The sequence below is a fragment of the Methanobacterium spitsbergense genome, from assembly GCF_019931065.1.
Taxonomy (GTDB): domain Archaea; phylum Methanobacteriota; class Methanobacteria; order Methanobacteriales; family Methanobacteriaceae; genus Methanobacterium_B; species Methanobacterium_B spitsbergense.
Genome location: NZ_JAIOUQ010000016.1, coordinates 121,721 through 134,989 on the forward strand (window position 1 = coordinate 121,721; position 13,269 = coordinate 134,989).

The 13,269-nt window shown below is 30.2% G+C and carries 13 protein-coding genes; 4 read left to right on the plus strand and 9 right to left on the minus strand.

Going from position 1 to position 13,269, the window contains the following annotated elements:
* The first annotated feature begins 25 nt into the window (after window positions 1-25).
* Window positions 26-382 carry a VOC family protein gene (locus K8N75_RS13000; protein WP_223792480.1) on the plus strand — a complete coding sequence of 119 codons (357 nt, stop codon included), beginning with the start codon at window positions 26-28 and terminating at the stop codon, window positions 380-382.
* Window positions 383-513: 131 nt separating this feature from the next.
* Here K8N75_RS13000 and K8N75_RS13005 read toward each other — a convergent pair whose 3' ends face one another.
* The 4 genes from K8N75_RS13005 to K8N75_RS13020 form a co-directional block, all read right to left on the minus strand.
* The gene (locus tag K8N75_RS13005) at window positions 514-1,716 is read right to left on the minus strand and encodes an LUD domain-containing protein (protein ID WP_223792481.1); all 1,203 of its coding nucleotides are present in this window, start codon (window positions 1,714-1,716) and stop codon (window positions 514-516) included.
* Window positions 1,703-2,431 carry a (Fe-S)-binding protein gene (locus K8N75_RS13010; RefSeq protein WP_223792482.1) on the minus strand — a complete coding sequence of 243 codons (729 nt, stop codon included), beginning with the start codon at window positions 2,429-2,431 and terminating at the stop codon, window positions 1,703-1,705. The genes K8N75_RS13005 and K8N75_RS13010 overlap by 14 nt, the downstream gene beginning before the upstream one ends.
* Before the next feature lie 136 nt (window positions 2,432-2,567).
* A complete protein-coding gene (locus K8N75_RS13015; protein WP_223792483.1) occupies window positions 2,568-3,575 on the minus strand; it encodes a glycosyltransferase in 1,008 nt (335 codons plus the stop codon).
* Window position 3,576: 1 nt separating this feature from the next.
* Entirely contained in the window at window positions 3,577-5,013 is a 1,437-nt protein-coding gene (locus tag K8N75_RS13020) for a flippase (RefSeq protein ID WP_223792484.1), read from the minus strand.
* Between the two features lie 294 nt (window positions 5,014-5,307).
* On the opposite strand from K8N75_RS13020, the gene K8N75_RS13025 reads away from it, so the two are divergent.
* Window positions 5,308-5,946 carry a class I SAM-dependent methyltransferase gene (locus tag K8N75_RS13025; RefSeq protein ID WP_223792485.1) on the plus strand — a complete coding sequence of 213 codons (639 nt, stop codon included), beginning with the start codon at window positions 5,308-5,310 and terminating at the stop codon, window positions 5,944-5,946.
* Window positions 5,947-6,087: 141 nt separating this feature from the next.
* Entirely contained in the window at window positions 6,088-7,116 is a 1,029-nt protein-coding gene (locus tag K8N75_RS13030; protein ID WP_223792486.1) for a glycosyltransferase family 2 protein, read from the plus strand.
* Between the two features lie 56 nt (window positions 7,117-7,172).
* On the opposite strand, the gene K8N75_RS13035 is transcribed toward K8N75_RS13030, so the two are convergent.
* From K8N75_RS13035 to K8N75_RS13055, 5 genes are all read right to left on the minus strand, one after another.
* Window positions 7,173-8,330 (minus strand): glycosyltransferase family 4 protein, encoded by a 1,158-nt coding sequence (locus K8N75_RS13035; protein WP_223792487.1) that lies wholly within the window; start codon window positions 8,328-8,330, stop codon window positions 7,173-7,175.
* An 81-nt stretch (window positions 8,331-8,411) separates the two neighbouring features.
* Window positions 8,412-9,602 carry a glycosyltransferase family 4 protein gene (locus K8N75_RS13040; RefSeq protein ID WP_223792488.1) on the minus strand — a complete coding sequence of 397 codons (1,191 nt, stop codon included), beginning with the start codon at window positions 9,600-9,602 and terminating at the stop codon, window positions 8,412-8,414.
* Between the two features lie 85 nt (window positions 9,603-9,687).
* Window positions 9,688-10,077, minus strand: a complete 390-nt coding sequence (locus K8N75_RS13045; RefSeq protein WP_223792489.1) for a DUF2304 domain-containing protein — start codon at window positions 10,075-10,077, stop codon at window positions 9,688-9,690.
* Window positions 10,078-10,181: 104 nt separating this feature from the next.
* Window positions 10,182-10,856, minus strand: coding sequence for a glycosyltransferase family 2 protein (locus K8N75_RS13050; RefSeq protein ID WP_223792490.1), 675 nt, complete (start codon window positions 10,854-10,856; stop codon window positions 10,182-10,184).
* 141 nt (window positions 10,857-10,997) lie between these two features.
* On the minus strand, window positions 10,998-11,579 hold the full coding sequence (locus K8N75_RS13055; RefSeq protein WP_223792491.1) for a flavodoxin family protein: 582 nt from the start codon (window positions 11,577-11,579) through the stop codon (window positions 10,998-11,000).
* Window positions 11,580-11,793: 214 nt separating this feature from the next.
* On the opposite strand from K8N75_RS13055, the gene K8N75_RS13060 reads away from it, so the two are divergent.
* Complete coding sequence (locus K8N75_RS13060; protein WP_223792492.1) at window positions 11,794-13,092, plus strand: MnmC family methyltransferase; 1,299 nt, start codon at window positions 11,794-11,796, stop codon at window positions 13,090-13,092.
* The last annotated feature ends 177 nt before the right edge of the window (window positions 13,093-13,269 follow it).

The following is a 13,269-nucleotide window of genomic DNA, read 5'->3' on the forward strand; positions in this document are numbered from 1 at the left end:
CATAAAAAAATGGAGTGTGATGAGTATGTCAAGAGTAATTTGGTTTGAAATACCTGCAGATGATCCTGGGAGGGCAGCTAAATTTTATGAAAAGGTGTTTGGATGGCAGGTAGAAAAATGGGATGGTCCATTTGATTATTGGCTTATAAATACAGGGTCTGATGAAGAACCTGGTATCCATGGTGCAATTATGCCAAGAGAAATGGGTAAAATGGTGAGAGATACTATAGGTGTAGATTCTTACGATGATTTTGTAAAAAAGATTGAAATGGAAGGCGGAAAAATGTTATCGGAAAAAATGGAAGTTCCCAACATGGGATTTATGGGATCATTTCAGGATTCAGAAGGTAACATATTTGCAATAATTGAAACAACAATGTAAATTTAATTAATGGGTGAATAAATAAACCTATTAAATAAATTCTTTTTTATCAATTTATTGAATAAATCATTTAAAAATGGATTTGTAGGATGTATCATAAAATTAGAAATATAAAAAAATTGGTTAATTAATTAAAATGGTGAACCTTTCTTTTTTATTTTATCTTTGATTATTTCATGTTCATCACAGACCAGATCAGAGTTAACTGATTTATTCCTCAATTTATTAATGAGTTGGTTTGTTTTTATTCCCATTGGGCATTCTACTGTGCAGAGACCGCATAGTGTGCATGTGAAAAGTCCAGAATCAAAACATGACTTATTACCTTCAATAATACTACTTAAAACAACTCCCCTTCCTCCAAGGTGCCTTTTATATCCAAATTCATATCCTACTGCATTGTAAATGGGGCAGGTAACTATACAACTTCCACAACCTATGCAAAGAAAACATTCTCCATCTCCTTCAATTGCTTTTCGTCTGCCATTGTCAAGAAGTATTATAACAACCCTTCTTGCACCGTACATATCTTTAAGGAGAATTTGTTCTATGTCCGCTGTTTTTGATGGGGATGAAATAACATTCATATATGCTGGAACTGTTTTTCCCGATGCAAATATTGTTTCAAGTTTCACTACTGAAACAGCATCTTCTATTGTTTCTACAAGTTTGTCTATACCCACAATTACGATATGTGTATCAAGCATTGACACCATGCTTATGTTTCCTTCATTATGCACAGTTAAAATTGAACCATCATCTGCTGCAACAGAATTTGCGCCTGTAATTCCAATGCTACAGTTAGAAAGTTTTAAAAGCACGTCTTCCTTGATTATATTAAGAATAGTGCGTGATTCGGGTTTTACTTCTATATTAAATTCGTTTGATATAATTTCAGCTATGGTTTCCATTCTTAAATGTGAAGCTGGGCCAATGGGGTGGGATGGTCGTGTATCAGGATCAAGCTGTACAATCCTGTCTCCCAAATCGGTCTCAACAACTTGAATTCCTTTGTTTTCAAGGAACTCTGAAAGTCCTATCTCACCGGCTGTGTTTGATTTGGACTTTGCAACCATAGGATGATCTTTAACTATATTATATATTGCTTCGAGTGCATTTTCAGATCTTTCAGCGTATATAACTTCTACATCATTTTCTTCAAGTTTTTTAGTGGCCTTTTCAATGAGTTCTTCCATATTACCAATTGAATGTTCTCGTATGTCTTTGACACGTTTCTTTAGATTTAATGTGCGCTCATCATCCAATATTTTTGCCCTTCTTTCTTCGAGTATTCCAAAGGACCTGTTCATTGCGTTTATCTCAGACTTCTTCATGTTCAAGCCCCATTAAAATCAATTCCGTTATATCCAATACACTTGAAACAGATCCTCTATTCTCATTATCCAATGTATATTTAAGAGCATTTTCTAGGTTTAAAATACAAAAAGAACATGATGTGATAATTATTTCAGCATTTGTGGATTCTGCATCCTGAATTCTCTTCGATGCTACCTTCAATGCAGTTTCAGGGAAAGCTGATTTAACACCTGCACCTGCACCGCAACACCTTGATCTCTCCCTATTTCTATCCATTTCAACTAGAACACTGGTTTCATTAATAATTTCCCTGGGCTCTTCATATATATCTGAATGTCTACCAAGATGGCAGGGATCATGGTATGTAACTTTTTTTGGAGTTTTTTTAACTTTAATTTTACCCTCTGATATTAGCTCTTTTAAAAGCTCTGATGTATGTTTAACATTAAGTTCAACTCCAAACAACTCTTTATAATCATTTTTTAAAGTATTATAACAACCTGCACAGGATACAAGTATTTCTTCACCTTCATTTTTATTTAATTGTTTAAGAGTTTTCTCCATTACTTTTAATGCTTCATCTTCAAACCCTGTTCTCATTAAAAATGATCCACAACATGGTTCATTTTCAAGTATGGTATAATCTAAACCAGCTGTTTTTAATATTGTTTCTGTGGCATCAGCTATGTTAGTAAGTTTTTCTCTAACAACACATCCTCTAAAATACATCATATTTCTTTGCACCCATAAATCATCGAATTTTTTTTTTCATTATGAAAATTTTATTACAATGTTATATATCTCGCTAGTTTAGTATTTTTTTATCTATCTAAACCTGTTTATTTAAAAAAAAATCATGTTAATGAAATTAAAATTTAGGGCCTTTTTTGTGAATTAAATTCCATATAAAGCCCAATCCATAGGAGATATGTTGTAACGGTAACAGTATAAAAGTCATCAATGAATAGATGGTTTTGGTTTTAAGGCTCACCTCAATGAAAACTGAAATTATAAAAAGGAAGTACAGTAACAATGGAATGAAAACATAAGAACCTAACACATAATAGAATGGTAACATGAGTATTAAGTATAATATCCATGTAATTGTAATTGGAACATTTATTGTGATGATATTTCTGTGTTTTTTTACTGTATTTGTTATATTTACTCCATATTTGAACATGTTTCGTGCAAATTCCATAATTGAACTGGTTTCATGATGCCATACCATGGCTTCTGTAACATTGATAAAATTATACCCTGATTTTCTTAATCTAAAATTTAACTCATTATCATCGGACATTATGAGTTTTTCATCATATCTGAACTTTGATAAAATATCTTTTTTGTATATCGCATTGTAGTTGGCTATGCTTTTAGCATACTTAGTCTTTCTTTTAGCAAAAGCAGGATTACCTCTTGATGCGATTTGGGAAGTTAATAATGTATTAATGACCAGTTCCTTTTTATTTTTGGTTTTTGCTACTAAACGAGGGCCACCAGCACCTGCAATCGTTTTATCTGTATCTTTTATTTCATGGTAAAGTGTTGAAATCCATTTTTTATCTACTATACAGTCAGCATCTGTAAATGCTATGTATTTGGAATTTTGATCAGAATTATCAATAACTAGATTTCTAGCAAAGCAATGACCATAAAAACCAAAATCTGCTTCATTTATAACTTTATATTTAATATCTGATCCTTCCAATGTTTTTCTGGCAATTTCTCGAGTGTTATCTGTACTATCTCCATCCACAACAACTATTTCATAGGATCTTAACTCAAAATTTTGGTTTAAAATACTTTCAAGGGTATTTTCTATATTTTTTCCCTCGTTTCTTGCAATTATTCCAACTGTTATTGTTATAGACATTTTAATTCCTTATATTTTTAATAATCTCCACATCTTCATTATCTATTCCTTTTAAAACAAATAAAACAAATAAATAAAGAACTGCTGCCATTAATATTAACAGTAATAGGTTTAGATCGTTGAATATCCATATGAATAATCCCATTATTAGTGAACTAATGATTATTTTAATTGAATCATTTATTAATTTTTTTCCATGGGTTATATATCCAATTCTCTGAGCAATGATTAAAACCATAGCTAAAATTAGGAATTCAGTTATTAATGTATTGAAACTCGCTGCAATGAAACTGAATTTTGGAATTAATATTAAATTAAGTATAATATTCACAATCATCCCAATAAAAGTTATTTTAGTTAAAAGTACCTGTCTATTTGTGGATTGGAATAGCTGTACAAAGGCTGAATTTGCAAATGTAAAAACTGTGGCCCATATGAGTATCTGAAGTGCAGGTGCAGATTCTAAGAAAGCTTGTCCAAAAATTAAAATAATTATGTGATTTGCTAAAAGGGTAATACCCACTCCAATAGGTAACCCAATTAAGATCATATATTTAAAATATTTTTCTACTATTAACTTCAATGAATCTGTTGAAGACTCATACAATCTAGACATCACAGGGAAAATTGCAGTGTTAATTACACTTGGAATGAATATTAACAGTAGAACAATACGATATGCTGCATTATACAATCCTACAGCTTGATCACCTTGCATAAAAGAAAGCATTACAGAATCTATCCAAATATAAATTGTTACAAAAACGCCAGCCAATCCAAATTGTGCAGCTGTTTTAATTGTTGGTACCCAAAAATCCCAATCAATCCTTATTTTCGGTAATGGCAGTTCAAACCTATTTTTTAATATAAAAATATAATAAATAAGAATTAATCCTCCTACAAAAGCATAAAGAACCGTAAATGATACAAGACCATAATTATAGTAGATTAAAATTAAAACTCCAATTAACATCAATATATTGTTTAAAACATTTGCAATTGACTGATATTCGAGTTTTTCGTATGCTTGAAATATTGATGCGAAAAAGCTTGAAAATGTACTGAAAATTAAAAATACCAACATAAAGTAAATTACATATACAGTTTTTGAAGGATAATCTAATATTCTAACAATTAAAACCAATAATACTATTAAAATTGAAACTTGTAAAAGTTTTAATGAAAATACATTATTAAGATATTTATTGGTTAAAGACTTCTCTCTAGAGATTTCTCGAGTTGTTAGTATATTCAAACCAAAATCCGCGAATATTCCCAGTATACTGACTAATGCTAATGCGAAAGATAATATCCCATAATTCTCAACTCCCAAATACCTAACTAAATAAATAGTGTATACTAAACTGATCAGATAGCTTAAAATTTGGGAAGTGAAGAGAGAACCAATGTTTTTTGCAAATCTTTGTATTGCATTCATTAAAGACTTCTTTGTGTGATCTTAGATTTAAAAACTTGTTTAATCTCATCCAAATTTATAAATCTCGTCAAATAATCTACAAATAATTTATAAAAAAGAAATAATAAACCCCATTGCTATTTAAATTAAACTATAATAGTCCATTCAACAGTTTAATGATATTTTAAATGTGACATGATACATCGAATTAATTTTATGATAATCTGAAAATTCTATAGAATGGAATAATTTTAATCAAAGAATTAAATGTGGATAAATAAATATACTAAAGTAAAGACATAAACGAGGAGTATTATGGAGAAATATGATAATTTCAATACAGATCCTTACAGTATGCATATGAAAATTACCGAATTTGTAGAGGATCAAAAAAAGGTTCTCGATGTTGGATGTGCATATGGTAATCTAGCTGAGGTAATGTCATCTAATAAATGCGAAGTTGTTGGTGTTGAAATTTCTCCTAAAGCAGGTAAAAAGGCAAAAAAATATTGTAAAGAAGTAATAATTGGAGATGTAGAATCAGTTGAATTATTACCAGAATATATTGATTATTTTGATTACCTTATCTTTGCAGATATTTTAGAACATCTTAAAAATCCACTTAAAGTTTTAAAAAGGTATAAAAAATATTTAAAGGATGATGGATGTATTGTAATTTCTTTACCCAACATAACCAACTGGAGAATGAGATTGAAAATTTTATTCGGAAATTTTGAATACAAAGATACGGGAATATTGGATAGTGGTCATCTTCGTTTTTTTACCGAAAAAAGTGCAAAAAAAATGTTATCTGATGCAGGTTATGAAATTATTAAATTTGATTTAACAGGTTTAGAATCACCATTAGGATCTAAGATCATGCATAAAATCGGGACTCTACGGCCAAGTCTTTTAGCATATCAATTTTTAATAATAGCTAAAAAAAAGGTATGATGATAAATAAACATTTAAATTAATTATCAAGAATACTAAGATAAAAGAAACTCTTTTGATAAAATTTGAATTCTGGAAAAACCGATTCAATAGCAGATATGGATTAAAATATCTATTTAAATTTATAATTTGGAAGTAATAATGAAGCAAAAAGTTTCAATAATAATCCTTAACTGGAATGGATGGGAAGATACAATAGAATGTCTTGAATCACTTTATCAAGTAGACTATCCTGATTATGATGTGATTGTAGTTGATAATGGTTCTCAAATTGAGTCTGTTGAAATGTTAAAGAAATATGCATCAGGAGACCTTTCAGTTGAATCAGATTTTTTTGTTTATAATGAATTTAACAAACCTATTAACATCTTTGAATATACTGCCAAGGGATTAAAATCATTGCAAATAATTAATGAAAATTATAATAATTTAAATTCAAATAATAAGCTTATATTAATTAAAAATGAAATTAATTCTGGCTTTTCTGAAGGCAATAATATTGGTATAAAGTTTTCGTTGCAATTTTTAAATTCGGATTATATTCTGCTTCTAAATAATGATACAGTGGTTGATAAGAATTTCTTAAATGAACTTGTAAAATTTGCAGATACCGACCATAAAGCGGGTATTGTAGGGCCAATGGTTAATTACTATGATAAACCGGATAAAACTGCTTATATTGGGCATAATGTAAATTTATGCAATGGTAGAATATCAGATCCTCCAATAATTGATGTAAACAATCCCAAATCCGTGCAGATCGATTATGTTGTTGGTTGTGGATTGCTTATAAAGAGAAGAGTTATTGATGATATTGGATTACTTGATCCAAATTATTTTTTATATTATGAAGATGCTGACTGGTGTTTAAGAGCTAAGAAACATGGCTATGACATATTTTACGTGCCAAAATCTAAAATATGGCATAAAATACCTTCAGAAGAGATAAGATCTTTGAGTTCATATTATTATGGGAATAGAAACTCTTTTTTATTGATAAAAAAGAATAGGGATTCTTTTAATTTATTTTGTTATATCCAATTATTTATCAATAAACTCATTTTTGCACTTTATTTAATGGTTAAGGGCAAAAGTAATGCATCTAATATGGTAATGCATGCAGTTTATGATGCAATTAGAGATGATTATGGATATAAAAAACTGGAATAGAAATAGAATTTAATGGTTTTATTGGTTTTAAATATTATATTATAGTTCAATCTCTTTTACAAAGAATCGTATACTTCCTGGGTTTCTTTGGCAGCATTGTCCCATGTGAATATTTTAGATCTTTTAAGTCCCTTTTCTGTTAATTTTTGGGTCAAATCATCCTGTGTAAGGACATTGTACATATTTAATTCCAGGGCATTATCATCATTTGGATCTACCATTATTCCTGCGTCATCAACAACTTCCGGTAGGGAGCTGGTATTTGAGGTTATTACGGGCGTACCGCATGCCATGGCTTCAAGAGGAGGCAAACCAAATCCAGCATATAAACATGGATAAACAAGAAGGTCTGATGCATTGTACCACTTGGGTAGTTCTTCTTCTGATACATATCCAAGAAATATAACATTATTTTGAAGATCCAACTCTCTTATTGTATTTAACAACTGTTTTCTAGCCCCGTAGCTTTGAGGATCACCTATTTTTAACAGTTTGATACCTGGTAATTTCTTTTTAAGTTTTGCTAGTGATCTTAACAGGAAGTTCAGATTCTGTCTTGGTGTTTCAGAACCGACATAGAGTATGAATTTCTGATCCTTTGGAATGTTGTGTTGTATTAGAATATCTTTATTCCTTTTTTTATGGTAGAGATCATGGTCAACTGCAGCACTCACAATATGTATCCTCTCTTTAGGATAGTTCAAATATTTAATAATTTCATCTTTGGAAAATTCTGAAATTGTCATAATCCGATCTGCTTTTTTTAATCCTGACATATTACTTTTCCATAATCTTGAATGATTCTTTTCAAAGGCCCATGGAATTAGGTCATAACACGTTACAACAGATCTGTTCGTTTTAATTGAATTTAACAGATATGCATTTTCCTGAGAGGTGATATGTTTAATATTCTGCTTTTTTATATTATTTTGGACCTTGATTTTGTATCTGTAACGGTCAATGTTTTTAAGAGTTGTTCTGCCAATTTCAACAAAGAAATTTTTTAGTTTTGAATCTTCATGAGTTTGAGTATCTGGTTTATTCTCTAAATTTGATTTTAATGGATGACTATATCTTTTTTCAAGGTTATGCATAATAGATTCGTATTCAATGATATTCAATTTAACATCAAGCCTTTTATGTATCTCTATTTGATATTTAGACATTCCAAATATCTTATCAGTCTTTGGTCCGTTAATATAATCTATTTGCATTAAAATTTCACCTTTAAATGTTGATACAATAAGAATTATTTATTACTTTACCATACATCAAAAGTATTGATGGATAGTTCTCTACCAATTTTGAAGTATACTCCTATACAGCTCTTCAGTTTCCTTTGCAATTTTATCCCAACTGTAATTATCTACCATTTCCCTTCCTTTATTTCCAAAGTTTTTCCTTATATCTTCATTTTTTAGTAGATATGTCAAAGCATCTGCAAGGTTTTGAACATTGCATGGTTTTGCAAGTAAACCATTTTCTCCATGCTTTACAATGTCGGGTATACCTCCAAGATCAGAGGCAACAATTGGAATACCTGCTGCCATGGCCTCTAAATTTACAATACCAAAAGATTCGGCCATTGTTGTTGATGGTAAACAGAATATATCAGCTGATTTATAATACAATGGCTTTTTTTCATCTTCAACAAATCCTGTGAAAACCACATTGTTTTCAACACCCAATTTTTTAGCCAAGTCACTGAGATAATCAAACATTTGGCCTCTGCCTGCAAAAATTAGTTTAGTATTTGGAAATTCCTTTTTAACGGTTTTAAAAGCTTTTAATAATATATCCGGACCTTTATATTGGACTAAACTTCCGAAAAAGAGAATTATATTGTCCTCCAATGGTAGTCCTAAGTTAATCCTTGATTCTTCCCTTGTGTAGGGGGTTGTTACCTCTGGTATATTGATTCCATTGGGTATTACTACTATTTTATCCTTATATTTCCTTAAAAAGGGTGATTCATTGGCATATGCTTTAGTGGTAGCAATTATAACCTCTGCAGAGCCCAATACTTTGTTAATAAATAATTTATTGTAAATAGATACTCCTGTATTGCGCATGAAACTACCGCCTGTTTCCTGCCCATCAAACTGATATGTTAATAGAAATGGTACCTTTTTCCGTTTGGCATACAGCAGTGCAGGAAGATCAGAATAGGGAATTGGTGAATGTGCATGTACAATATCTAAATCATACTTTAATGGTTTATAAATTAATTTAAAAGAAGCATTGGCACTTGCAATTTTGAAACTGGTTGCATTGCGATGTATTTTCATGTTTGGATAAATCTCTAATGAATCAATAGAATCAATTGATGTTGTAAAAACATCAACTGAATTACCCCTATTTGCCATATTAACAGCCAAATTATATGCTGCTATTTCTGTACCTCCATGAGCATACTTTTTAATATAATCTGGAGTATTAACCAAGTTAACATATGGAAAATGTCCAATGAAATATCCTATTTTCATGTTAAGACCCTATTATTATGAATAATATTGAATTATATCTATATTATAAATCATGACCAGATTTTGTTGTAAATAAAAGAGATTATTATTTTATATTGTTTTTTAAATCTGAATCATCTTCAATATCTTGCTTATCATCAGTTTTAATATTATTTTGTTGAATAGCTAATTCTCTCACAAGATCTGTTAATTCTTCTTCAATTGTTTCGATCTTATTGTACATTTTGAATATCAAATAGAAACTTAGGAGTAAGCCTAGTATCAGTGCAAAATCCAGTCCTCTGCCTATACCTGTATATATTGCAAAATAATTTGTTGTGTTAGGGTATATTGAAATGAAAATGATGACCAACCATATAATAATCCATGCAAAAAGCATGCCTAAAGACATTTTTCCATCTCTAAACCTTAAAATACTCAGAACCATGGCTAATATTCCAAGAAAAATTGCAATTATCTGGTATATTTCTATCATTTTTTTTAAATCCCTGGTGGATATTTATTATATTATCCATTTTTTTTATTTATTAATTCGTATTCCATTATTTAATGAATAAGTTAGTTTTATTAAATTTATTTTTATTTTAATATGTTTATTATAAGTTTTACAAGTATTTTTAGACCTTCATCAGTGTTTGTGCCCTTGGTCATTGAATACTCGGTATATATGGTTTTTATTGGTACTTCTATTAATCTTAAATTATGACGTTTAACTTCGCCAATTATTTCAGATGAAACCCCATAATCTCTTGCATTTATTATTATTGTTTCAGCTGCTTTCCTGTTAAATGCTCTGAGTCCAGATTGTGAATCATTGACATTTATACCATAGAATATAAGGGTTATTAAATTCATTACCCTGTTTCCAAATTTTTTGGAAGAAGGCATCTCCTTAAAATCTCTTATGCCCACAGTAACATCAGCTTCATCATTAATTACAGGTTTTGAAACTTTTAATATGTCATTTGGATCGTGTTGACCATCTGCATCAAAAGTTACAATTACATCGGCATCTTCCATTAAAGAAGCTTCTATTCCTGTTTTTAAAGCAGCACCTAAACCCCTGTTTAGGAGATGTTTGCAGATCAATCCTTTATTATATTTTTTAATGATATTGCTAGCTATATTGTAGGTATCATCTTTAGAACCATCATCAACCACTACAAATTCAAATCCCATCTCAATGAGATCTATAATGACCTTTGTTATGGTTTTTTCCTCATTGTAGGCCGGTACAACAACAAATATTTTCATTGAAACCTCTCATTTAATGAATAACTCTTTATCTTTAATATTGTCTTTTATATGTTAAATCTTTGAGTAATAACTTAATGAATCAATTAGTTTAATGGCAATATGAAATCATGACAATAGAAAAAATATTGTATGAAAATCTTACTCCAAACGTTTTGCAAGTTCAGTAACACGTTTTCCAAGATTTTTTGAGGTTTCAATTCCTATTTCATCATTCATGGTATCACCTTTAGGACCCCCAACACCTGTTCCCCCGTAATGAGCCATTGGTGCACCATCTCCAACAACAATTGCATCATGGATTAAGAGAAAATCTTGAATAACTGAGATTGTACTTTCCTGTCCACCATTTCTTGAACCGCCAACAGCTATGGATCCTCCAACTTTGTCTTTTAATTTAAAAGATCCCCTAAGTGGTCTTGATCTATCGATAAACATCTTCAACTGTGATGTTACACTTCCAAAGTAAACAGGACTGCCAATGATCATTCCATTACATTCCATTAACTTTTCTGTTATTTCCCTCATATCATCGTATATTGCACATTCTCCAGTTGCCTTACATATATCACAAGCAACACAAGGTTCAATATTTAATGATCCCAAATTTATAATTTCAGTTTCTGCTCCTGCTTCCTCAGCAGATTTTAAAGCTGTTTCAACGAGGAAAGATGTGTTTCCATCAGTTCTTGGACTTCCTGAGATTCCTATAATCTTAACCATATAATATGCCTCCATAACAAATTCATAAATTTATAATAGATTTTTTATAACAGTTTCTAAATTTACTATCCAATACTATTAATCCAATTGATAATTAAATATTATATAAAGACCTTTCAAAATTAGAAAGATTAATAAATAGTGAACAGGAAAAATTGATTCTTAATTCTCTTTTACTAAAAATTTAATGAATAACACAAATTAAAGGATAAAAATGAAAAATAATAGTGTATACAAACCTCTTAAGGTCCAAAAAAAGGTTCTAGAAATAGTTGATGAATGTTTTAAGAAGGAAAATAATGGGGACATGGATGCCAGAAGTGTTGCATTCGATGATTTAAAGGAATTTTTAATCGAAACAGGTGATGGTTCTTACACCATTAAATCTGAAGTTTCAGAAGGATCATCCGAGACAATGCATACACATCATGGTGGGCTTGATGAATCCCTTGAAAAATATGTTAAACCCTCCCATCTTACAGAAAAGAAGGATGTTCATGTACTAGACATATGCAGTGGACTGGGATACACCACAGCAGTTTGTCTGGAATATCTAAACAACGAGACAAATCCTGAAATCTGTATCGATATGGTTGAAATATCACCATTAACCCTTGCAACTGGACTGATTATTCCAAGCCCTGTTAAATCACATGAAATTGTTAAAAAGGCAATCGAAGATAAATTATTTTCCACAGGATTTTTAAAATTCCGAACTATCAAAGAAAAAATCCCCGATAACATCAAATTAAATATTCACATTACAGATGCAAGAGAACTAGTTAAAAATTACGGTTTTACAAAAGAAACTTCACAAAATCCAGCTAAAGAAAGTGTGAATAGCAATGAATCAATTGATAAATCAAATACTTATGATGCAATATTTTTAGCACCATTTTCACCAGGTATTTCACCAGAACTATATTCCCTAGAATTTTTAAAAGGACTTAAATCCATGCTTAAAAATGATGGCATGTTTTTAACATATACCGCTGCATCAGCTGTGAGATATGCCATAATAAAAACTGGTTTATACGTTGGTGAGGGTCCAAGATTCGGTAGAAGTGGTGGAACACTTGCATCACCTTTACTTGTAAACATTGAAAAACCATTATCATCTAGAGATGAAAGAATGGTTGCATTATCAGACGCTGGAACTCCATTTAGAGATTTTACATTGAATGATTCGAGTATTGAAATATCTGAAAGAAGGCAAAATGAACGTAAAATTGCTAGAAAAGACTATAAATTTGCATCCACAGTCAAAAGTCCCATTTATCTTTGTAATGACATAAAAATTGAGGATCGTTTAATGCGTCGAGTTCTTAAAGACATAAGAAGGCTTGGATTTGAAGATCTGGAATCTGAAAAATCTAAATATATTGTTTGCCCACAGTACAGAGAGTGTATATGTGGTAGTAAATGTGAACCATTAGAAAATTCCAGCGAACGTGTGATTGAAATGGAGAAAAGATTAAATAAAATAATGGAATATGGTAATATCCCGGAGTAAATCGATTATATCAAAAAAAAGTTCTTTAATAATTTTTTTTAAATGAATAAATATAGTATAAAAAATATATGATCAACTGATACCACTAAAATCTAATTAAAAAATTCATAAATTATGTTAATACAATAAAAAATTTTTTACAAAAATAATCTTCATAGATATTGACTGAAATTCACA

Excerpts from the sequence above, each read along its gene's own strand:
- K8N75_RS13060 (WP_223792492.1), top strand. The coding sequence starts at position 11,794 with ATGAAAAATAATAGTGTATACAAACCTCTTAAGGTCCAAAAAAAGGTT.
- K8N75_RS13005 (WP_223792481.1), bottom strand. The coding sequence starts at position 1,716 with ATGAAGAAGTCTGAGATAAACGCAATGAACAGGTCCTTTGGAATACTC.
- K8N75_RS13030 (WP_223792486.1), top strand. The coding sequence starts at position 6,088 with ATGAAGCAAAAAGTTTCAATAATAATCCTTAACTGGAATGGATGGGAA.
- K8N75_RS13035 (WP_223792487.1), bottom strand. The coding sequence starts at position 8,330 with ATGCAAATAGATTATATTAACGGACCAAAGACTGATAAGATATTTGGA.
- K8N75_RS13040 (WP_223792488.1), bottom strand. The coding sequence starts at position 9,602 with ATGAAAATAGGATATTTCATTGGACATTTTCCATATGTTAACTTGGTT.
- K8N75_RS13020 (WP_223792484.1), bottom strand. The coding sequence starts at position 5,013 with ATGAATGCAATACAAAGATTTGCAAAAAACATTGGTTCTCTCTTCACT.
- K8N75_RS13045 (WP_223792489.1), bottom strand. The coding sequence starts at position 10,077 with ATGATAGAAATATACCAGATAATTGCAATTTTTCTTGGAATATTAGCC.
- K8N75_RS13050 (WP_223792490.1), bottom strand. The coding sequence starts at position 10,856 with ATGAAAATATTTGTTGTTGTACCGGCCTACAATGAGGAAAAAACCATA.
- K8N75_RS13000 (WP_223792480.1), top strand. The coding sequence starts at position 26 with ATGTCAAGAGTAATTTGGTTTGAAATACCTGCAGATGATCCTGGGAGG.
- K8N75_RS13025 (WP_223792485.1), top strand. The coding sequence starts at position 5,308 with ATGGAGAAATATGATAATTTCAATACAGATCCTTACAGTATGCATATG.
- K8N75_RS13010 (WP_223792482.1), bottom strand. The coding sequence starts at position 2,431 with ATGATGTATTTTAGAGGATGTGTTGTTAGAGAAAAACTTACTAACATA.
- K8N75_RS13015 (WP_223792483.1), bottom strand. The coding sequence starts at position 3,575 with ATGTCTATAACAATAACAGTTGGAATAATTGCAAGAAACGAGGGAAAA.
- K8N75_RS13055 (WP_223792491.1), bottom strand. The coding sequence starts at position 11,579 with ATGGTTAAGATTATAGGAATCTCAGGAAGTCCAAGAACTGATGGAAAC.